This is a genomic window from Amycolatopsis sp. NBRC 101858, assembly GCF_030269325.1.
GTDB lineage: Bacteria > Actinomycetota > Actinomycetes > Mycobacteriales > Pseudonocardiaceae > Amycolatopsis > Amycolatopsis ponsaeliensis.
The window spans coordinates 272,413-292,547 of sequence record NZ_BSTD01000006.1; the positions used below are offsets into that span (position 1 = coordinate 272,413).

22 protein-coding genes are annotated in these 20,135 nt (G+C 71.5%); 8 read left to right on the forward strand and 14 right to left on the reverse strand.

Annotated features, from left to right (window positions below):
* Positions 1 to 430: 430 nt before the first annotated feature.
* Genes QSK39_RS40410 through QSK39_RS40420 form a run of 3 tightly spaced genes read right to left on the reverse strand, consistent with a single transcriptional unit; the run spans position 431 to position 1,954 of the window.
* Positions 431 to 1,072, reverse strand: a complete 642-nt coding sequence (locus tag QSK39_RS40410; RefSeq protein ID WP_285483107.1) for an anti-sigma factor family protein — start codon at positions 1,070 to 1,072, stop codon at positions 431 to 433.
* Positions 1,069 to 1,581: a sigma-70 family RNA polymerase sigma factor gene (locus tag QSK39_RS40415; protein ID WP_284745359.1), complete on the reverse strand. Its 513-nt coding sequence runs from the start codon at positions 1,579 to 1,581 to the stop codon at positions 1,069 to 1,071. Before QSK39_RS40415 ends, QSK39_RS40410 begins: the two co-directional genes overlap by 4 nt.
* 4 nt (positions 1,582 to 1,585) lie before the next feature.
* Positions 1,586 to 1,954, reverse strand: coding sequence for a hypothetical protein (locus QSK39_RS40420; RefSeq protein ID WP_257919254.1), 369 nt, complete (start codon positions 1,952 to 1,954; stop codon positions 1,586 to 1,588).
* A gap of 105 nt (positions 1,955 to 2,059) precedes the next feature.
* Here QSK39_RS40420 and QSK39_RS40425 point away from each other — a divergent pair, with 105 nt between their 5' ends.
* Positions 2,060 to 2,497, forward strand: a complete 438-nt coding sequence (locus tag QSK39_RS40425; RefSeq protein WP_284745357.1) for a QcrA and Rieske domain-containing protein — start codon at positions 2,060 to 2,062, stop codon at positions 2,495 to 2,497.
* 69 nt (positions 2,498 to 2,566) lie between these two features.
* Here QSK39_RS40425 and QSK39_RS40430 read toward each other — a convergent pair whose 3' ends face one another.
* On the reverse strand, positions 2,567 to 3,022 hold the full coding sequence (locus QSK39_RS40430) for a PTS sugar transporter subunit IIA (protein ID WP_284745356.1): 456 nt from the start codon (positions 3,020 to 3,022) through the stop codon (positions 2,567 to 2,569).
* Positions 3,019 to 3,258, reverse strand: coding sequence for a PTS sugar transporter subunit IIB (locus QSK39_RS40435; RefSeq protein ID WP_167379806.1), 240 nt, complete (start codon positions 3,256 to 3,258; stop codon positions 3,019 to 3,021). Before QSK39_RS40435 ends, QSK39_RS40430 begins: the two co-directional genes overlap by 4 nt.
* Positions 3,259 to 3,500: 242 nt before the next feature.
* Here QSK39_RS40435 and QSK39_RS40440 point away from each other — a divergent pair, with 242 nt between their 5' ends.
* The 5 genes from QSK39_RS40440 to QSK39_RS40460 all read left to right on the forward strand — a co-directional run bounded on the left by QSK39_RS40440 (position 3,501) and on the right by QSK39_RS40460 (position 8,207).
* A complete protein-coding gene (locus QSK39_RS40440; RefSeq protein WP_284745355.1) occupies positions 3,501 to 4,289 on the forward strand; it encodes a GntR family transcriptional regulator in 789 nt (262 codons plus the stop codon).
* Positions 4,286 to 5,524 (forward strand): PTS transporter subunit EIIC, encoded by a 1,239-nt coding sequence (locus QSK39_RS40445; protein WP_285483108.1) that lies wholly within the window; start codon positions 4,286 to 4,288, stop codon positions 5,522 to 5,524. The genes QSK39_RS40440 and QSK39_RS40445 overlap by 4 nt, the downstream gene beginning before the upstream one ends.
* A 38-nt stretch (positions 5,525 to 5,562) precedes the next feature.
* On the forward strand, positions 5,563 to 5,829 hold the full coding sequence (locus QSK39_RS40450) for an HPr family phosphocarrier protein (RefSeq protein WP_013224593.1): 267 nt from the start codon (positions 5,563 to 5,565) through the stop codon (positions 5,827 to 5,829).
* A gap of 81 nt (positions 5,830 to 5,910) precedes the next feature.
* Positions 5,911 to 6,726, forward strand: a complete 816-nt coding sequence (locus tag QSK39_RS40455) for a serine hydrolase domain-containing protein (protein WP_285483109.1) — start codon at positions 5,911 to 5,913, stop codon at positions 6,724 to 6,726.
* Positions 6,723 to 8,207 (forward strand): alpha/beta hydrolase, encoded by a 1,485-nt coding sequence (locus QSK39_RS40460; RefSeq protein ID WP_285483110.1) that lies wholly within the window; start codon positions 6,723 to 6,725, stop codon positions 8,205 to 8,207. Before QSK39_RS40455 ends, QSK39_RS40460 begins: the two co-directional genes overlap by 4 nt.
* Positions 8,208 to 8,396: 189 nt before the next feature.
* Here QSK39_RS40460 and QSK39_RS40465 read toward each other — a convergent pair whose 3' ends face one another.
* Positions 8,397 to 9,329 (reverse strand): D-2-hydroxyacid dehydrogenase family protein, encoded by a 933-nt coding sequence (locus tag QSK39_RS40465; RefSeq protein WP_285483111.1) that lies wholly within the window; start codon positions 9,327 to 9,329, stop codon positions 8,397 to 8,399.
* A 4-nt stretch (positions 9,330 to 9,333) separates the two neighbouring features.
* The gene (locus QSK39_RS40470) at positions 9,334 to 10,527 is read right to left on the reverse strand and encodes an endonuclease/exonuclease/phosphatase family protein (protein ID WP_285483112.1); all 1,194 of its coding nucleotides are present in this window, start codon (positions 10,525 to 10,527) and stop codon (positions 9,334 to 9,336) included.
* Between the two features lie 96 nt (positions 10,528 to 10,623).
* On the opposite strand from QSK39_RS40470, the gene QSK39_RS40475 reads away from it, so the two are divergent.
* Together QSK39_RS40475 and QSK39_RS40480 are read left to right on the forward strand one after the other, a co-directional pair.
* Entirely contained in the window at positions 10,624 to 11,043 is a 420-nt protein-coding gene (locus QSK39_RS40475) for a hypothetical protein (protein WP_284745349.1), read from the forward strand.
* Between the two features lie 25 nt (positions 11,044 to 11,068).
* Positions 11,069 to 11,728, forward strand: a complete 660-nt coding sequence (locus tag QSK39_RS40480) for a TetR/AcrR family transcriptional regulator (protein WP_285483113.1) — start codon at positions 11,069 to 11,071, stop codon at positions 11,726 to 11,728.
* Here QSK39_RS40480 and QSK39_RS40485 read toward each other — a convergent pair.
* The 7 genes from QSK39_RS40485 to QSK39_RS40515 form a co-directional block, all read right to left on the reverse strand.
* On the reverse strand, positions 11,715 to 12,971 hold the full coding sequence (locus QSK39_RS40485) for a GrpB family protein (protein WP_285483114.1): 1,257 nt from the start codon (positions 12,969 to 12,971) through the stop codon (positions 11,715 to 11,717). The two genes, QSK39_RS40480 and QSK39_RS40485, sit on opposite strands and share 14 nt — an antisense overlap.
* A gap of 60 nt (positions 12,972 to 13,031) precedes the next feature.
* Positions 13,032 to 13,886, reverse strand: coding sequence for a shikimate dehydrogenase (locus tag QSK39_RS40490; protein WP_285483115.1), 855 nt, complete (start codon positions 13,884 to 13,886; stop codon positions 13,032 to 13,034).
* A complete protein-coding gene (gene mltG, locus QSK39_RS40495) occupies positions 13,876 to 16,179 on the reverse strand; it encodes an endolytic transglycosylase MltG (RefSeq protein ID WP_285483116.1) in 2,304 nt (767 codons plus the stop codon). The genes QSK39_RS40490 and mltG overlap by 11 nt, the downstream gene beginning before the upstream one ends.
* The gene (ruvX, locus tag QSK39_RS40500; protein WP_285483117.1) at positions 16,176 to 16,637 is read right to left on the reverse strand and encodes a Holliday junction resolvase RuvX; all 462 of its coding nucleotides are present in this window, start codon (positions 16,635 to 16,637) and stop codon (positions 16,176 to 16,178) included. Before ruvX ends, mltG begins: the two co-directional genes overlap by 4 nt.
* 31 nt (positions 16,638 to 16,668) lie before the next feature.
* Positions 16,669 to 19,329 (reverse strand): alanine--tRNA ligase, encoded by a 2,661-nt coding sequence (alaS, locus tag QSK39_RS40505; protein WP_285483118.1) that lies wholly within the window; start codon positions 19,327 to 19,329, stop codon positions 16,669 to 16,671.
* Between the two features lie 71 nt (positions 19,330 to 19,400).
* Complete coding sequence (locus QSK39_RS40510; protein ID WP_191316307.1) at positions 19,401 to 19,703, reverse strand: hypothetical protein; 303 nt, start codon at positions 19,701 to 19,703, stop codon at positions 19,401 to 19,403.
* Positions 19,700 to 20,086: a DUF948 domain-containing protein gene (locus QSK39_RS40515; RefSeq protein WP_284745343.1), complete on the reverse strand. Its 387-nt coding sequence runs from the start codon at positions 20,084 to 20,086 to the stop codon at positions 19,700 to 19,702. The genes QSK39_RS40510 and QSK39_RS40515 overlap by 4 nt, the downstream gene beginning before the upstream one ends.
* Positions 20,087 to 20,135: the final 49 nt, after the last annotated feature.

Consider the following 20,135-nt stretch of genomic DNA (forward strand, 5'->3'; position numbering starts at 1 on the left):
GGTGAGCTGGGCAAATGCCGGGCGTCGCGAACGGTCCGTTCGCTACGTTCCGGGCCCGGTTTCACTCCTGTGGGCGACGCGCGGGGCGTGGGGACGCACGCACCGGCGAAGCCGCGGCCGCCGGTTCACGGCCCGGCTCGCGTGATTACGCGGTCGACACGTGTGATCAGAGGGTCGACACGCGTGATTGCCGGGTCGACACGCGTACCCGGAAGGTCGGCTCGCGTACCTGGGCGGTCGACTCGCGTACCTGGAGGGTCGGCTCACGTACCTGGGCGGTCGGCTCGCGTACCTGGAGGGTCGGCTCGCGTACCTGGAGGGTCGGCTCGCGTACCTGGAGGGACGACTCGCGTACCTGGGGCGTCGAGGTGAGGGCGCGGGAAGGGGCTCGTCCGGGACCCCCTGCGTCCCGGACGAGCCGCCACCCCCGTCACAAAGTCAGCCGCAGCAGAGCTCGGCCGCTGCCCCCGCGCACCTCCAGCGCCGCCAGGTCCGTCCGCTTCAACGCCGTGCCGATCACGATGCGGGCCGTGTTGTCCGGGACCGCCTTCCACGTCGCCAGCTGGGTCTCCGTCCCGGAACGCGAGATCGCCACCAGGATGTACTCGCCGCTGCTGCGCTCGCCCGTGTAGCTGCACGACATGTCCACCTGCGTGCCCCACTCGAACGCGTCCAGGCGGGCGTCCGCGCGGACCGGGAACTGGCCCAGTGCCGTCATCGCGATCGACGGCGGTGGTGCCGCGGGAGGCCACGCCGCCACCACCGCCAGCGCCACGCACGCCGAGACCGCCACCGCGGCCGACACCGACGTCACCGCCAGCCGGATCCGGCGGCCGCGCCGGACACGCCTGAGCACCGTCGGCAGCAGGTCCGGCGGGGGCGGGCCCACGTCCGGCACCACGGGGGCGGCGTCGACCCGGGCCAGCAAGCCCGGCAGCCCCGCCATGTCCCGCACCGAGGCCGCGCACCGGTCGCACGTGCGCAGGTGCTGCTCGAAGCGCTGGCGGTCCTCGGGGGAAAGCGCCCCGAGCACGTACGCCGCGTCGAACGTCGCGAACGGGTCCTCGCTCACTGGGTCACCCCCCTCTCCTCGAGCACCAGGCGCAGCGCGCGCAGCGCGTAGTGCGTGCGCGACTTGACCGTCCCTTCGGCCACGCCCAGCCGCGTCGCCGCGTCCGCTACGGAATAGCCCTGGAAGTAACACAGCACGAGCACCTCGCGGTGCCGCTCCGACAGCTCGGCGAGCGCCTCCGCGACCAGCCAGCCCTGCACCGCGCGGTCGGTCCCGTCGCCGACCGCCCGCTCGGGTGGCCGGTCGGTCATCACCTCCGAGCGGGCCGACGCCGAGCGCCAGCCGTCGATCGCGATGCGCCGCGCCACCGTGAACAGCCACGCCCGCGCCGAGCCCTGCGACTGGTCCAGCACCGCCGTCGACCGCCAGGCGCGCAGCAGCGTCTCCTGGACGACGTCCTCGGCCCGGATCCGGTCGCCGGAGGTCAGGTGCAGCGCGTACGACCACAGCGCGCCCGCGTGTTCCTCGTGCAGCGCGCGCATCAGCGCGTCTTCGGCGACTTCCCCCACGAACTCAGGCCGCTACTCGACGCCGGTCCTTCACGAACATCAGCGCCAGGCCACCGACGATGCAGACCGCCTCGGTGATCACGCCCCAGTACTCCGGCTGGCTGTTGAACTGGTCGTGGTTCCCGGCGAACCCGACGGTCGCGGCGAGCACGTACGCGCCGAGCGTCAGCACCCCGAACCCGACCGCGCCCAGCGCGGGCAGCCAGTGCCGCCAGGCCAGCACCGCGATCGCGAGGACCAGGCCGCCGATCGCGTCGAGCAGGAACAACGGCCCGACGATGCCCGGGTAGTCCTCGGTCCACAGGAAGTAGTGCACGCCCGCCGAGCCCAGCAGCGCGGCCGCCACGACGATGCGCAGAACCCAACTCACCATGATCGATCCTCCACTCCACACCCACTCGGGTACATACACGGAACAGGGGCCGATCCGGTTCACCGCGAATTGAACCGATGCGGTGTCGATCTCGTTTAGTGGGGCATGACTGCCGAAACCCACTCCCGCCGCACCGTCCTCACCACGGGTGCCGCCGTCGCCGGTGCCGCCGTCGGTGCCGTCGCGCTCTCCGCGTGCGGTTCCTCGGACGACGCCAAGCCGGGCACCGCGCAGGCGCCGATCGCCGCCGGGACGCCGCTGGTCGCGCTCGCCGACGTCCCGGTCGGGGAGGCGAAGGCCGCCAAGGCCCCGGACGGCTCCGACGTCATCGTGGCCCGGACGTCCGAGTCGGCCTGCGCCGCGTTCAGCGCGATCTGCACGCACCAGGGCTGCACGGTCGCCCCGAAGGGCGCCGACCTCGTCTGCCCGTGCCACGGCTCGGTCTTCAACGCGCTCACCGGGGAGGTCAAGCAGGGCCCGGCGAACAAGCCGCTGCCGTCGGTGGCGGTCAAGGTCGAGAACGGGAAGGTCGTCACCGGCTGACGGGCCGGTCGGCATGAAGGGCCCTTGGGGACGTCTGTCCACAAGGGCCCTTCGTGTGACAAAGCCGACTCAGGCGTCCCAGCCGAACAGCCGGTCACCGGCGGCGACCTCGCGCTCGGCGTCCAAACCGGACAGCACGTCCGCCGAGGCGTCCAGCGCGACGACCGGGACGATCGCCGAGTAGCCCGCCGCGGTCACCGCCTCCGGGTCCCAGCTGACGATCGGCTGGCCGGCCCGCACCTGCTCGCCCTTGACGACGTGCAGCGTGAAGCCTTCGCCCTTCTCCTTGACCGTGTCGATCCCCAGGTGCACCAGCACGGCCTTGCCGTCCTCGGTCGCGACGACGTAGGCGTGCGGGTGCAGCGTCGCGACGGTGCCGTCGACCGGCGCGACCGCGTCCGACCGCCCGCCCGCCGGCTGCACCGCGATGCCCGGACCCACCATGGCCTGGGCGAACACCGGGTCCGGGACCTCGGTGATCGGCACCACACGCCCGGCGACCGGGCTGAGGATCTCCAGGCTCACAGCAGGTCCTCGATGTCGCTGGCGATCGTGTCCGCCTCCGGCCCGACGATCACCTGCAGGGCCGAGGACCCCATCTTGACCACGCCCATCGCGCCGGCCTTCTTCAGCGCCGCCTCGTCGACGAGGCTCATGTCCTCGACCTCGCAGCGCAGCCGCGTGATGCAGCCCTCGATCTCGGTGAGGTTCTCCGTGCCGCCGAGTGCGGCGAGGATCTTTTCGGGCCTGTCATCCGCCATCGCGGTCTCCTTGATCACTGTTTGTTCCCAACCTGACGCGAACCGCGTGTCCACCTGTACTACGCCGTTCGTCGGCATGCACCCCGCCGCGGGCCACGAACGGATAACGGTGGTTGACACCCGTCCGCACGGCGGAGCATCCTGCCCCATCAGATCATTGGTCTAGACCGGAACGTACCAATGTTCCGGGCCGGACGCGAGCACCGGTCCCCGGTGACGCGAGAACGAGGAGGGTGACGCCGATGAGCGCGGCAGCGCACGTCCCGCCACCCGACCGGGTCGTCAACGGGCCCACGCCCAAGCACGCCCAGCTGCGGGAGATCCTCCGCCGCACGGTGGAACGGGAACTCCCGCCGGGTGCGCCGATCCCGTCGGAACGTGAGCTCGCCCAGCGCTACGGCGTGTCGCGGCTCACGGTCAGATCGGCGATCGGCAAGCTGGTCGAGGAAGGTCTGCTCGCCCGGGTCCGCGGCAAGGGCACGTTCACCGCGGCCCGGCGGATGGAGCTGCAGCTCTACCTGATGTCGTTCACCGACGACATGCGCCGGCGCGGGCTGACCCCGACGACCGAGGTGGTCTCGGCGGCCACCGAAGTCCCGCCGACCGCTTCGGCGCACGCCCTCGGCCTGGCCGAGGGCGCCCCCGCACACCACCTCGTGCGGTTGCGCCACGCCGACGGCGTGCCCCTGGCCGTCGAACGCGGCTGGTACCACGCGGGCCGGGCTCCCGGCCTGCTCGAGCTCGACCTGACCCAGTCCATCTACGCGCAGCTGGCCGAGACGTACGACGTGCGTCCCGACCAGGCGTGGCAGACGGTCTGGGCCGAAGGAGCGGACCGCGAGACGGCCCGGCTGCTCGGCATGCGCGCCGGCAGTCCCCTGCTCGTGTTCCGGCGGGTCTCCAGCGCGAACGGGGACCCCATCGAAGACATCACGTCCTGGTACCGGGGAGATCATTACCAGGTGACCATGCAGTTGGACCGGAACACCCCGGAGCCCGGTCAACCACCCCACTATGGAGGATCCAGATGAGCTCCACCACCGCGGAGGGGGCGACGAAGAAGAGCGGCGGAGGCCTCGCCGGTCTTCAGCGCTTCGGCCGTAGCCTCATGCTTCCCATCGCCACGCTCCCTGCGGCGGGCATCCTGCTGCGGTTCGGGCAGGACGACATGCTCGGCAAGGACGGGCTGGGCTGGAACAAGGTCGCCTCGGTCCTCGCGGCCGCGGGTGGCACGCTGTTCAACTGGCTGCCGCTGCTGTTCGCGGTCGGTATCGCGGTCGGCTTCGCCAAGAAGGGCGATGGTTCGACCGGTGTCGCCGCGGTCGTCGGCTTCTTCGTCTTCACCGCCGTCATCCAGGTCTTCGCCCCCCTGAGCGAGGTACCGAAGTACAAGGCCGGATCCACCGAGCTGGCGCCGATCAACTGGCCCTACTCGGTGCTCGCCGGTGTCGTCGTCGGTATCGTCGCCGCCCTGCTGTGGCAGCGCTACCACCGCATCAAGCTGCCCGCCTACCTGGCGTTCTTCGGCGGCCGCCGGTTCGTCCCGATCATCACGGCCCTGGTGCTGCTGGTCCTCGGCGTGATCTTCGGCCTGCTGTTCAAGTACGTCAACACGGGCATCGAGCACGTCGGCGACGCGGTCACCTCGTCCCCGATCGTCGGTGGCGGCATCTACGGCGCGCTGAACCGCCTGCTCATCCCGGTCGGTCTGCACCAGCTGCTGAACGTGCCGGTGTGGTTCATCTTCGACGGTGGTGACATCAACAACTTCATCGCCGGCAAGACGTCCGCGGGTGCGTTCACCACGGGCTTCTTCCCGATCTTCATGTTCGCGCTGCCCGCCGCGGCCCTGGCCATCTGGCAGACCGCGCGTCCGGCGCAGAAGAAGATCGTCGGCGGTGTGATGATCTCCGCGGCGCTGACCTCGTTCATCACCGGTGTCACCGAGCCGATCGAGTTCTCGTTCATGTTCGTCGCGTGGCCGCTGTACCTCTTCCACGCGATCATGACCGGCACCTCGCTGGCGATCTGCAACGCGCTGGGCATCCACCAGAGCTTCAACTTCTCCGCGGGCGGCATCGACTTCCTGCTGAACCTGGGTGCCCCGGCCGCGCAGAAGCCGTGGCTGCTGGTGCCGATCGGCCTGGTCTACGCGGTGATCTACTACGTCGTGTTCCGGTTCGCCATCACCAAGTGGAACCTGCGCACGCCGGGCCGCGAGGACGACTCGATCCAGTCGGACCTCGAGGCCACCGCCGCGAAGTAACATCACAACCGACGTAAACCCCTAGGGAGAGGACGAACATGCCGGAGAAACGCGTCGCCGTGGCGAGCAAGGTGGGCCTGCACGCCAGGCCGGCCGCGCTGGTGGCGAAGGCGGCCGCGGCGCAACCCGTCGCGGTGCAGATCGCGAAGGCCGGCGGGAGCCCGGTGGCCGCCGGCAGCGTGCTCAACCTGATGACGCTCGCCGCCGGGTACGGCGACGAGGTCGTCATCAGCGCCGAGGGAGAGGGCGCCGAGGAGGCCGTGGAAGCGGTCGCCCAGCTGGTCGCCACCGATCTCGACGCCTGAGGCAGAACACCCCGCGAAGGCCTTCGCACCGGTCCCCGACACCGGTGCGGAGGCCTTCGCGGCGTTTCGTAGGGTGGACGCATGGACAGCGTGCGCCTGATCGACGAGTGGCCGGTGGACAACGCCGCGACGGCCGTGGTGTCCGCGGACGGGAGCGTCGTGGGCCGCCACGGCGACCCCGCGCGGAAGTTCCGGCTGGCCTCGGTCAGCAAGCCGCTGACCGCCTACGCCGCGCTCATCGCGATCGAAGAGGGCGTCGTCGAGCTCGACACCCCGGCCGGCCCCGAGGGCTCGACCGTGCGGCACCTGCTGGCCCACACCTCGGGCCTCGCCTTCGACGCGCACAAGGCCATGGCCGAGCCCGGCACGCGGCGGCTCTACTCCAACGCCGGGTTCGAACAGCTGGCCGACGTCCTGGCCGAGCACTCCGGCATCCCGTTCGCGCAGTACCAGGCCGAAGCGCTGTTCACCCCGCTGGGCATGACGAGCACGACGCTCGACGGCTCGCCCGCGTCCGGCGCGGTGTCCACTGTGGACGACCTGGTCGCGTTCGCCGCCGAGCTGCAGGCACCCAAGCTGCTCGACCCCGCCACCGTCGCCGAGGCGACGAACGTCGTCTTCCCCGGCCTGTCCGGGGTGCTGCCCGGGTTCGGGCACCAGAAGCCCAACGACTGGGGCCTGGGCTTCGAGATCCGCGACCACAAGAGCCCGCACTGGACCGGCGCGCACAGCTCGCCGCGCACGTTCGGGCACTTCGGCCAGTCCGGCACGTTCCTCTGGGTCGACCCGGACGCGGGCGCGGCCTGCGTCGCGCTGACCGACCGCGCGTTCGGCCCGTGGGCCGCCGAGGTCTGGCCGCGCTACACCGACGCCGTCCTGGCGGAATTGAGCGCGTGAAGCCGCTCCTCGCCGCGCTGCTGCTCCTGCTCGCCGCCTGCAGCGCGCCCCAGGCCGCCCCCACTCCCCCGGCGTCCTCGGCGGCCGCCCCCGAAGCCCCGCCCGCGCTGGGCACCAACGGCGCCGCCGTGCCCGCGCTGCGCTGGGCGCCGTGCCACGGGAAGTACCAGTGCGCGGCCGCGTCCGTGCCGCTGAGCTACCGCGAGCCGAAGGGCACCGCGATCACGCTCTCGGTGATCCGGCTGCCGGCGGGCGACCCGGGCCGTCGGCTCGGCTCGCTGTTCTTCAACTTCGGCGGCCCGGGCACGGACGGCGTCGGCGAGCTGACGCGGTTCGCCGACCGCTACCCCGCCGAGCTGAAGGCCCGCTTCGACCTGGTGAGCTTCGACCCGCGCGGGATCGGCGGGTCCGCGCCGATCAGCTGTCCCGGCGCCGACCACGCGCCCGGGCCGGGCTCACCGCTGCGGCAGCCGGACGCGTTCTTCGCGGCGAGCGCGGCGCCCGGGAAGGCGTGCGCGGCCGGGTCGGGCGCGCTGCTGAGCCACCTGTCGACGGCGAACGTGGCGCGCGACCTGGAGCTGCTGCGCCAGGCCGTCGGCGACGCCGCGCTGAACTTCTACGGCTACTCCTACGGCACCTACCTGGGCGGCACGTACGCGAACCTGTTCCCGGACAAGGTCCGCGCGATGACCCTCGACGGCACGCTCGACCTGGTCGCGAACGCCACCGGGAAGCCGGGGCAGGAGAAGCAGCCGGTCGACGTCCGCGCCGACGTCGCCGGGGCGCAGCAGCAGGAGCTGGACCAGTTCTTCGCGGTGTGCGCCGCGGCCGGGCCGAAGTGCGCCTTCTCCGGCGGTGACCCGAAGGCGAAGTTCGCCGGGGTCTTCGCGCGGGCGTCGCGCACCACGGGCGTGGGCTCGCTGATGAAGACGGTCGACAGCGCGCTGTACCAGTCCGGCCGGTGGAAGCGGCTCGCCCAGACCCTTTCCGCGATGCCGTCGGATTCCGGCGCCGCTTCGCCGGTACTCGACCCGTACGTGCCGACGCACTCCCCCGGGTTTCTGGCGGTCCAATGCGTCGACAGCGACAACCCGTCGTCGCCGGCGGACTACGCGGCGCTGGCGGCCCGGGAAAGCGCGCGTCAGCCCTACTTCGGGCTGGGCTCGGTGTTCTCGATGGCCCAGTGCGTCGGCTGGCCCGCGCACGACGAGGACCGGTACACGGGCCCGTGGAACCGGGCGCGGAAGAACCCGATCCTCGTGCTGAACAACCGGTTCGACCCGGCAACACCGCTGCACAACGCGCAGGCGACGGCGGCCGAGCTGGGCGACGGGCGGGTGCTGGTCGTCGACGGGTACGGCCACACTTCACTGGACGCGCCGAGCGCCTGCGCCGCGACAGCCGTCGTCAAGTACCTGACCGACCTGAGCGCGCCGGCCGAGGGCACGACCTGCGCACCGGACGCGGTCCCGTTCTCGTGAGCGGGAAACCGGGTTCTGGCACTGTTTCTCACTCACGACCCGCACGGGCGGGTCGTTCAGCCGAACGGACGCCCTGAGCAGGGTCTTTGGACCCTGCCCGGCACGAAGCGCGGGTGGTGTCATGGTTCTCGTGCGGGCCCGCCGCCGGGCCGGTGCGGGGACCTCGGGCCCCGGCGGGCCGCACGCCAGCTACTCCATGAGCCGGATCGGCTCCCCCGCCTGGTAGGCGGCGATGTCCTCGACGGCGTCGCCGTAGAAGATCTCGTAGGTCTCCCGGGCGACGAACCCGAGGTGCGGCGTCAGCACAGCATTGTCCAGCGTCCTCAGTGGATGGTCGGCCGGGAACGGCTCGACGTCGTAGACGTCCAGCGCCGCCGCCCGGATCTCCTTGCGCCGCAAGGCGTCCACCAGCGCGGCCTCGTCGACGATCGGGCCGCGCGAGGTGTTCACCAGCAACGCGGACGGCTTCATCGCGGCGAGCTCGGCCGCGCCGACCAGGCCACGGGTGCGCCCGCTGAGCACCAGGTGGATCGACAGCACGTCCGAGCGGGCGAACAGCTCCTCTTTGGACACCGCCGTGACGCCGTGCGGATCGGCCTTCTCCTGCGTCAGGTTCTGGCTCCAGGCAATGGTTTCCATGCCGAAGACCTGCCCGATCTTCGCCGCGCCGGCCCCGAGCCGGCCGAGGCCGAGCAGGCCGAACATCTTGCCGTGCAGCATGGTCCCGACGGTCGTCTGCCAGCCGCCTTCGCGCATGTTCCGGAACTCCTGCGGCAGGTTCCGCGCCGCGGCGAGGATCAGCGCCCAGGTGTGCTCGGCGGTGGGCTCGCCGAGGTACCCGGTCCGGGACACGACGACGCCGTTGCGGCGCGCGGCCGGGACGTCGATGGCCGCGTTGCGAGGACCGGTGCTGACCAGCAGTTTCAGGTCCGGCAGCCGGTCGAGCACCTCGGCGGGGAACCGGGTCCGCTCGCGCATCGCGACGATCGCTTCGAAGCCCTGGAGCTGCGCCACGACGTCGGTGAGGGGCTCGGTGAAGACCGTGATGTCGGCTTTGAGCGAGTCCCAGTCACCGAAGGTCAGGGCGACGTCCTGGTAGTCGTCGAGAATCGCGATCCGCATGATCTCACCGTAGTGGCACCAGGACGTCCACGCGGACCAGGTGGTGGTCGGAGGCGTCGTTCAGCCGGGCCAGCTCGTCCGACGGCACCGGCCAGAACACCTCCGCGTGCCACGGCAGCAGGCCCTTCGACGGCAGCACGTAGTCCGTCCGGAGGTTGCCCGGCGCGACGTCGTTGAAGTCGCCCGTGTCGAAGAACGGGTCGCTCTTCTGGCCCACGTTCGCACCGCCCTGGGCCTGGGACGCCAGCACCGCGCCGCGGCTGCCCGGGTGCGTCTGGATCACCCGGCGCGCGTTCAGCAGCTGCTCGATCGCACCCGGCACGCTGTCGCCGTCCAGCGGGTCCGAATTGTTGTCGCCCGCCACGACGAACCGCTCCGAGGCGCTCAGGCCGCCTCGGTGGCCGCGGTCGTCGTAGATGTAGCCGGCCTTGCCCGGCGTCACGTAGTCGGCCCAGAAGCGGATCTCGTCGTGGTTGCGGGTGCCGTTGCGGTCCTCCGGGCCGTCGAAGCTCGGCGGCGTCGGGTGCGAAACCAGGAAGTGGACGGTCGAGCGGCCGATCTTCAGCGGCAGATCCCAGTGCGACTTCGACGACAGCCGCAGCACGTTCAGCTCGGCCGGGCTGTACCAGTCGTGCGGCGCCGGCGTGGCCGGGTCGTCCGGGAGCAGCGCGCCCGGCATGTCCTTCCACAAGAACTTCTGGAACGTCCGGACGTGCGCGAGGTCGATCGGGAACTTCGACAGCACCAGCAGCCCGTACTGGCCCTCGAACGTGCCGAAGCCCTGCGCGTCGTTGCCGAGGCCGACCGTGCCGTCGCGGTCGAGGTCGAAGCCCGTCGGCACGCCCGTGTTGACCGGCGCGGTGTAGGCGTACGGGTAGTCGATCGGCTTCGCGCCGTGCTGGCCGACCGCCAGGTAGTTCTTCCGGAACAGGTCCGCGGCCTTGTTGCCCGGCACGTAGTCGAACTCGTTGATCAGCTGGACGTCGGCGCGGTTGCGCTGGACGACCTCGGCGACCTCCTGGGCCTGGGCGTTGCCCGGCGTCGAGAGGTCCGTCACCAGCTGCCCGGCGGCCGCCCGGTTCAGCGATGCGTTGAAGGTCGCGAAGCGGACGTTGGTCCCGAAGCTCGCGGAAGCGGTCGCGGGCACGAAGAGGGCGACGAGCGCGGCGGCCGTCAGCCCGGCGGCGATGCGTTTCACGGTGGTACCTCCCGGTCGGTGTGACCCTACCCTCTTGAACGTGTTCAAAAAGCGCGCTACCGTCCTTCTTGAACACGTTCAAAACAAGGAGGAACCATGGATCGCATAGTCGTCGCCTACGCCCTCTACCTGCTGATCAGCATCCCGTTGACGGTGCTCGTCGCCCGGACGCTGAGCCGGCACGGCCGCACCTTCCTCACCGAGGTCTTCGCCGACAGCCCCGGGCTCGCCAACGCCGTCAACCAGCTGCTGGTCGTCGGCTTCTACCTGGTCAGCCTCGGCTTCGTGACGCTCTTCCTGACCAGCCACGCCGAGGTGCCCACCGCGCGGGAGGTCTTCGAGCTGCTCTCGGTGAAGGTCGGCACCGTCGCGCTGATCCTCGGCGGGATGCACCTGGTCAACGTGCTGGTCTTCAACGCCATCCGCCGCCACCACCTGGCCCCGAAGCAGGCACCGCGACCGGCCCCGCTGCCCTACGCCGGCGTGCCGCAGGCGCCGCCCTTCCCCGCGCCCTGACGTGCCCGGCGCTAACGTGCCGCACGTGGCCAAGAGCGAGGAAACGCGGTCCCTGATCGTCACGACCGCGATGCGGCTGTTCACCGAGAACGGCTACGACCGCACGACGATGCGCGCGATCGCCGCCGGAGCGGGTGTCTCCGTCGGGAACGCCTACTACTACTTCTCGTCGAAAGAACAGCTCATCCAGGGTTTCTACGACGAGATCGCGAGACAGCACCTCGACAAGGCCCGCGCCCGGATCGGCGGCGAGACCGCCTTCGCCGCCCGCCTGAAGACCGTGCTCCTGTGCTGGCTGGACATCGCCGAGCCCTACCAGCGCTTCGGCACGCAGTTCTTCGTCAACGCGGCCGACCCGGAGTCGCCGCTGAGCCCGTTCAGCGACGACTCCTCGGCCGCCCGCGAAGCCTCGATCGGCCTCATGCGCGAGGTCGTCGACGGCTCCGACGTCAAGCTCGACCCGGAGCTGCGCGCCCAGCTGCCCGAGCTGCTCTGGCTCTACCAGATGGGCGTGGTGCTGTTCTGGGTCCACGACCGCTCGGCCGGGCAGAAGCGCAGCCGGATGCTGGTCGAGCGCAGCGTCCCGCTGATCGCCCGGCTGGCCGCGCTCTCCCGGCTGCGGGTGTTCCGCCCGGTCAGCCGGGAGATCGTCGACCTCATCCGGGATCTGGCTAAGAAGGACTGACGGCCCGGAAGTAGAGGAACCGCGGCTTCGTCCGCAGGTTCGCCGCCCACTTCGGGTCGGTCTCGGCCGCCGCCGGCACCGGCATCGGCTCGACCAGGCGGTCGACCGCGAACCCGGCGTCGCGGACCGCCTGGAACGTCCAGCTCAGCGGGCGCCGGTAGAACCGGACCGGGTGCGGTTTCCCGTCGAGGCCGAAGTCGTCTTCGAGCAGTTCGAGCTGGAAGTAGTCGTCCTTGTCGAACCAGCGCCAGTCCTCGCCCGGGTGGTGCACCGAGAACACCAGCACCCCGCCCGGCCGCAGGACGCGCCGGAACTCGGCCAGGGTGGCAGTCCAATCCGGCAGGTAGTGCAGCACCAGCGACGCCGTGATGACGTCGATCGAGGCGTCCGGCAGCGGCAGCGGACCGCTGATGTCCACGACGTCGAACCGCGCCACCTCGCCGAACTCGCGCCGGGCGACGGAAACCATCCCCGCGCTGGCGTCGACGCCGAGGACGTCCGCGCCCCGCTCGGCCAGCAGCGCGCTCAGGTGCCCCGCCGCGCAGCCGACGTCCAGCACGCGCCGTCCGGACACGTCACCCGCCAGGTCGACGATCGCCGGCCGGTCGTAGCACGCGTTGGTGACGCTCTTCGCCGCGTGCTCGGCGTAGGCCTGGCTGTAGCCGTCGTACTGCTCGGCCCGCGCGCGGCCGAGGATCTCCTCGACCACCGCCGTCTTGGCTTCGGCGTACTGCTGGATGTACTTCCACTCCCGCGCACCCAGCTCGCGCTTCTTCGCCGCGTAGAGTTCGAGCTCCTCCAGGTGCGACCGCAGCCGGTCGCGGAAGAGCCGGTAGCGCGGTGTCTGGCCGTTGCCCGGCGAATAGACGTGCAGGTTGATGTTCGTGTCCGGGCCCTTGAAGCAGCGGTGCTTCTCCCAGTCCGGCTCGCGGATCACGAGCCGGTAGCCCGCGGCCTCCAGCGCCGGGAGGTACGCGCCCTCGGCGTCGGAGTCCGGCACCTCGAGCAGGATGTCGACGCAGGGCTTGGCGCACAGCCCCGGCACCGACGTCGACCCGACGTGCTCGAGGACGAGCACCTGCTCCCCCAGCACGCCGCGGATCCGCTCGGCCTCGCGTTCGAAGAGCTTCGGCCACTCCGGGTCGTAGTCGACGAGGGTGACCGTGGAGTTGAGCTGCGGCGCGTCACCGCCGACCCAGTTCGACTCGATCTCGGCTTCGCTCAACGCATCTTGGCTGGTCATTCCGGTAGACCCCCTTCTTCAAGGCAGTCGATCAGATTATCAACGCGGGCAAGCGATTATTCAGCCGATCGGCAGCGGCAGCAGGTTCCCGGTGGCTTCGCGCAGGGCGTCGCGCATCGCGGCGCGCGGGGCCGGCCGGCCGGTGAAGTGCTCGGCCTGCCCGAACGCCTGGTGCAGCAGCATGTCCAGCCCGGTCGCGAGCCGGCCGCCGCGGGCCGCGACGGCTTCGGCCAGCGGCGTCGGCCACGGGTGGTAGATAACGTCGAGGACGTGCGCGACCGCCGCCAGCTCGGCCACGTGCGGGTCCACGGCGTCCGGCGGCACGGTGTTCACCAGCACCGAGGCGGACCCCAGGGCCGCGAAGTCCGTCTCCGACCAGCGAAGCACGTCGACGTCGAGTGCGGCCCGCTTCGCCGCGTCGAGGGTTTCGCCGGCCCGTGCGGGATCCCGCACGACCAGGCGCACCTGCCGCACGCCCAGCGCCGCGAGCGCGACGACCGCCGCGGCCGCGGTGCCGCCCGCGCCGAGCACGACACCGGTGTCCCCGGGCGACGGCTCGTAGCCGCCCGCCACCCGCAGCGCCCCGGTGACGCCGTCGACGTCGGTGCAGTCCGCCAGCCAGCCCTTCGCGGTGCGGACCAGGGTGTTGGCCGCGCCGACCGCGGCCGCGCGCGGCGTCACCTCGTCGGCGTGGTCCAGCGCCGCACGCTTGCCCGGCATGGTGACCGACAGCCCGGCCCACTCCGGGCCGAGGCCGGCGATCAGGCCGGGGAGCTCCTCGGCACCCGTCTCGATCCGCTCGTACGTCCAGCCGGTCAGGCCGAGCGCGGCGAACGCGGCGCCGTGCAGCACCGGGGACAGCGAATGTGCCACCGGCTTGCCCAGGACCGCGGCCTTGCGCGGCTCAGATGACACCACGGTCCCTGGCCAGGTCCCGGTTCTTGTTGTGCTCGTCGTTGGTGACCGCGAAGCAGGACAGGCCGTTCTTCTCGCACTTGACGAAGTAGACCCAGTCCCCCGCCACCGGGTGCACCGCCGCCTGGATGGCGTCGGGGCTCGGCACCGAGATCGGCGTCGGCGGCAGCCCGTTGATCTTGTACGTGTTGTACGCCCCGGACTTCACGCGGTCGGCTTCGTTGGTCAGCAGCGTCGGGCGGTCCAGGATGTAGTTGACCGTCGAGTCCATCTGCAGCCGCATGTTGATCGCCAGCCGGTTGTAGATGACCCGCGAGAGCTTGCCGAAGTCGGCCTTCACCGCCTCGCGTTCGATGATCGACGCGATGATCAGCGTCTGGTACGGCGTCATCTCCGGGCCGGTCGACTGCGGGCTCAGGCCGGCGTTCTGGATCGCCTCGGTCGAACTGCGCACCAGCTGGCCGATGATCTCCTGCGCGCTCGCGCCGGGGCGGACGTCGTAGAGGCCCGGCGCGATCAGGCCCTCGAGCCTGCGGTCCTTGCGGTCGGCCTTGTTCGCGGGCTCGATCGCCCAGTCCGGCACGCCGAGCGTCTTGAGGTCCGCCGCGTCGACGGCCTTGCGCAGGTCGTCGGCCGAGACGCAGGTGCTCTTGCCGTCGATCTGCGCGCACGACGCCTTCGCCATCAGGCTGTACACACCGGGCGTCACCTTGCCGTCGGGCTGGGTGATGTCGTCGAACTGCGTGTACGGCCGGATCTCCAGCTGGCCGACCCGCGACGCCGGCGCGAGGATCCGGTCGACCGCGCTGGCCCCGGACATGTGCGCCTTCATCACGTAGAAGCCGTGCTGGATCCGCGAGAGCTTCGGGTTGTCCTCGCCGGCCTTGACGAACGCCTTGCCGCTGGCGACGACACCCGCCGTCGCGAGCTTCGTGCCGATCGCCGACGTCGAGTCGCCGTCGTCGACCTGGAACAGCACGTCCCCGTCGCCGGCCCCCTCGAAGTCTTCGTAGCCGAAGATCTTGTTGAAGCCGTAGTAGGCGCCGCCCGCGAGCAGCACGATCACGACGAGCGCGGCGACCCAGCCCAGGGCGCGCTTGCCCTTCTTCTTGCGCGGCTTCTTCGGCTCGTCTTCGTACTCGTCGGCTTCGTACTCGGCTTCGTCGTATTCCTCGTAGTCGTCGGCGTACTCGTCGTAGTCGTCGTACTCCGCGTACTCGTCGTCCTCGGCGAAGAACTCCTCGGGCTCCTCGTGCGACGGCTCGGCCGGGGGCGCCGGGGCCTGCGCCGGGATGATGTCGGTCACCGGCTCCTCGCGCACGGGCGGGGGCGGCGGCCGACGGCGCCGGGGCGGCGCCACGCCGGGTTCGGGCACGCCGACAGAGCGGTCACCCGGCTGGACGGGCCCCCGCGGGGACTCCGGTGCCCGGGAGTCGGCCGCGGCGTCGGGATCGAGCGCCGCACGACGCCGGCGCGCATCGACCTCTTCGGGATCGGGTGCCGCACGGCGCCGCCGTGGATCGGCTTCGGCCGGGTCGGGCGCGGCCCGGCGCCGGCCGGGCGGCGGTTCGGCGGCCTCGGCCCGGAAGCGGGCGAGGTCGGCCACCTCGTCCGAGGCGCCCCGGGGGCGGCGCGGGGCCTGGCCCTCGTCGGGCGCGCCGCGGAGCCGGGCGGCCTGCGCTTCGGCGGCCTCTTCCAGGTCGAGCATCGCCTGGTGGCGACGCGCGGCCTCGGCTTCGGCCAGCTCTTCGGGGGTCGGCCGGCGACGGCGTGCGTCGGCCGGCTCGTCCGGGACCGGCGCGGGACGGCGGCGCCGGGAAGGCGCTTCCTCCGCGGCCGGGGCCGGCCGCCGGCGCCGGGGTTCGGCGGGCTCGCCGGGGTCCGGGGCCGCGCGGCGGCGGCGCGGGGCCTGGGCTTCGGCGCCGTCGTCGAGACCGTGGCGGGCCCGGACGGGAGCCGAGCGCTCGGCCTCCCGCGGGTCGAACTCGTCGTCGGCCGGGGGCAGCGTGCCCGGCGGCTCGAGGCGGCGACGGCGGCCGGACGGCGGTGCGTCGCGGCGCGGGTCGTAGCCCGCCTCGGGCCGCGCCCGGCGGGACGGCTGGGGCAGCTCGTGGGAGCCGCTCTCGTAGGAGCCACTGCGCCGCGACGGCTGCGGAAGCTCCTGGTACCCACTCGCGTGGGGGTCGTGCGGGTCCGCACGACGTGGTGCGGGCCGAGACGGCGGCGGGGTGGCCGGTCCCGGCTCGCGGAGTCGCCTGCGCCCCCGTGGGGGCTCAGGTGGCTGGTCGTTCATCGGTCTCCCTCCCGGGCGCGGTGCGCAGCTGCGGCGTCGATCCAGGCCTGCAGGATCTCGACGGCGGCGGCCTGGTCGACCACCGCACGCTGCTTGCGGCCTTTGACCCCGCGCTGGGAGAGGATGCGGGATGCGGTGACCGTGGTCAGCCGCTCGTCGCCCAGCCGGACCGGCACGGGCGCGACGCGCCCGGCCAGGCGTTCAGAATACGCGATCGCCAGCTCGGCCGCCGGACCCTGCCGGTTGGCGAGCGTACGCGGCAGTCCCACGATCACCTCGACCACCTCGTGTTCGGTGACGAGGGCGGCCAGCTGGTCCAGATCACTGTCGTCGGTCGCATCGCGGGAGAGGGTAACCAATGGCGACGCGAGCACGGGGGCCGGATCGCTCAGCGCCACCCCGACCCGGACGGATCCGACATCGACGCCGAGCCGCCGCCCCCGGCCCGGATCGCCCACGCCGGGCCGATCCGGGCCGCGGTTTCCGCGGTTAACCAATGCCGGCAATCGCCGAACGCAGGGCCGTGACCGCGTCGTTCGCCCCGGCCGGGTTCGTGCCACCGCCCTGGGCCATGTCGGGCTTGCCGCCGCCGCGGCCGCCGATCTTTTCGGCGAACGACGGCACGAGCTTGCCCGCGGCGATGCCCTTGTCCTGGGCCGCCTTGGTCGTCGCGACGACGAAGCTCAGCTTCTCGCCGGCCGGTGAGAACAGCGCCACCACGCCGGGCCGCGTGCCGAGCCGGCCGCGGATGTCGGAGGCGAGCGCGCGCAGGCCGTTGCCGTCGACGTCCGGGACGACCTCGGCCACCACGGTGACGCCGCCGATCTCCTGCGCCTTGTCGAGCAGCGAGCCCGCCGAGCCCAGCACCTGCTGGGTCTTGAGCTGCGTGATCTCCTTCTCGGCGTTCTTCAGCCGGGTCAGGACGTCCTCGATGCGGCCCGGCAGCTCCTCCGACGGCACCTTGAAGGTGTTCGCCAGCTGCGAGACCAGCAGCTGCTCCTTGCGGACGTACTTCAGCGCGTCGCTGCCGACGAGCGCCTCGACGCGGTGCACGCCCGAGCCGATGGAGGCGTCAGAGACCAGCTTGACCAGGCCGAGCTGGCCGATCCGGTCGACGTGCGTGCCACCGCAGAGCTCGCGGGAGTACTCGCCCATGTCGACCACGCGGACGTCGTTGCCGTACTTCTCGCCGAACAGCGCGACCGCGCCCAGCTCGAGCGCCTTGTCCTTGGTCGTGGTGAAGCTCTGCACCTCGACGTTGGTCTGCAGGTAGTCGTTGACCTCCTGCTCGACCTCGGTCAGCACGTCCGCCGACACCGAGCCCGGGGTGGTGAAGTCGAACCGCATGCGGCCGGGCGAGTTCAGCGAACCCGCCTGCGCCGCGCGCTTGCCGTACGCACCGCGGACGGCCGCGTGCACCAGGTGCGTCGCGGAGTGCGAGCGCTCGATGGACAGCCGCCGGTGCGCGTCGACCGAACCGGTGACCTTCGTGTCTAGCCCGACCTCGCCGTCGACCACCTCGACGCGGTGCACGAACAGGCCCGGGACGATCTTCTGGACGTCGAGGACCTTCAGCTCGACGCCGTCGCCCAGCAGGACGCCGGTGTCGGCGACCTGGCCACCGCTCTCGGCGTAGAACGGCGTGCGGTCGAGGACCAGCTCCGCCTTCTTGCCCGCGGAGACGCTGCGGACCGGCTGACCGTCTTCGAGCAGCGCGACGACCTTCGCCTCGGCTTGCAGGTCGGTGTAGCCGAGGAACTCGGTCTCGCCGTGCTGCTCCAGGACCTTCCGGTACTCCGAGAGGTCGCCGTGGCCGGTCTTGCGCGCCGCCGCGTCCGCCTTCGCGCGGGTCCGCTGCTCGTTCATGAGCGTGCGGAAGCCCTCTTCGTCGACGCTCAGGCCCTGCTCGGACGCCATCTCCAGGGTCAGGTCGATCGGGAAGCCGTACGTGTCGTGCAGCTGGAAGGCCTTGTCGCCGGCCAGCACGTCGCCGCCGCCGCGCTTGGTCTCCTCGGCGGCGAGGTCGAAGATGCGCGAACCGCTGGTCAGGGTCGAGAGGAAGGCCTCCTCCTCGATCCGGACGACCTCGCTGATCCGGTCGAAGCCGTCGACCAGCTCGGGGTAGGTCGGGCCCATGGTGTCGCGCACGACCTTCGCGAACTCCTGCAGCACCGGCTCCTGCACGCCGAGCAGGCGCGTGGAGCGGACGATGCGGCGCAGGAGCCGGCGCAGCACGTAGCCGCGGCCGTCGTTGCCCGGGGTGACGCCGTCGCCGATCAGCAGGACGCCGGTGCGGGCGTGGTCGGCGATGACCCGGAAGCGGACGTCGTCGGCGTGGTTGCCGCCGTAGCGGCGCCCGGAGAACTCCTCCGCGCGGCCGATGACCGGGCGCACGAGGTCGGTCTCGTAGACGTTCTCGACGCCCTGCAGGATCGTCGCGACGCGCTCGACGCCCATGCCGGTGTCGATGTTCTTCTTCGGCAGCTCGCCGATCGGCTTGTGCCCGAGCTTGGGGCTCAGGTCGCCGCGGACGTCCTGCATGAAGACGAGGTTCCAGATCTCGATGTAGCGGTCCTCGTCCGCGACCGGGCCGCCCTCGCGGCCGTACGCCGGGCCGCGGTCGTAGTAGATCTCCGAGCACGGGCCGCCGGGACCGGGCACGCCCATGTCCCAGTAGTTGTCCTTGCCGTCGCGCTCCTGGATCCGCTCGGTGGGCAGGCCGGTGAGCTTGCGCCACAGCCCCGCGGCCTCGGAGTCGTCGTTGTAGACGGTCGCCCAGATGCGGTTCGGGTCGAGGCCGTAGCCGCCTTCGCTCTGGGGCTTGGTGATCAGCTCCCAGGCGTACTCGATGGCGCCTTCCTTGAAGTAGTCGCCGAAGGAGAAGTTGCCGGCCATCTGGAAGAACGTGTTGTGCCGGGTGGTCTTGCCGACCTCGTCGATGTCCGGCGTGCGCACGCACTTCTGCACGGAGGTCGCGCGCGGGTACGGCGGCGGCGCCTCACCGAGGAAGTACGGCTTGAACTGCACCATGCCGGCGTTGACGAACAGCAGGTTGGGGTCGTCGAGGATCAGCGGCGCGCTCGGCACGCGCGTGTGGCCCTTGCCCTCGAAATGGCGCAGGAAACGATCGGTGATTTCGTGTGTGTCCACGGGTCAGTCCTTGTGCTGGAGCCGGAGTGCGGGAAGACGGCGACGGCGGAAGGGTCCGGACGCGGCCGGAGTCAGCCTTCCGCCCGGCGAGCTCGCCGGACGGGGCGCCGGGCGGCGGCGTGCCTGCCCTCGGCGCGCGGCGCCGTGACGCCCGTCCGCTCCTCGACCATGTCGTGCAACTCCTGCTCGCGTTCGTTCATCCCGGCGCGCACCTCGGCGCCGAAGGAACCCACGGCGCCCGCCAGCTCGCGCACGGCGTCGCCCAGGTTCGATGCTAACCCCGCGGGAGTGGCCTGACGAGCCGTTTCGGCGGCCTTGCGCGACAGCACGACCCCGGTGACCACGCCGACGCCGAGCCAGAACAGCCGCTTCACTTGCCGGCCTTCTTCGCGGCCTTCGCGGCGCTCTTCTTCTTGCGCGCGCGGATCGCCTTGGACAGGCCGTAGGACAGCGCCGCGGTCTTGACCAGCGGGCCGCCCAGGGTCGCGGTGAACACCGACGTCAGCGCGGAGACGTTCCCGGTGACGGCCTGAGCGTTCGACGTGATCCCGTCCACCCGCTCGAGCTGGGTGTTGACGTGGGTGATCGTCTGGTTCGCGCCGATCAGCAGCGGGTCGGTGTTGCTGTTGGTGCGCTCGATCGCTTCGGTGGCCGCGTCCAGCGTCTTGCCGAGCTTGATCAGCGGGATCGCCAGCAGGACGACCAGCACCACGAATGCTCCTGCGGCGATCAACGCGGCGATCTGCCCTGCCGACACGGGCCCTCCTCGGATAAGCGGTCTTGGGTGCTGGTGAGGTTACCGCCTG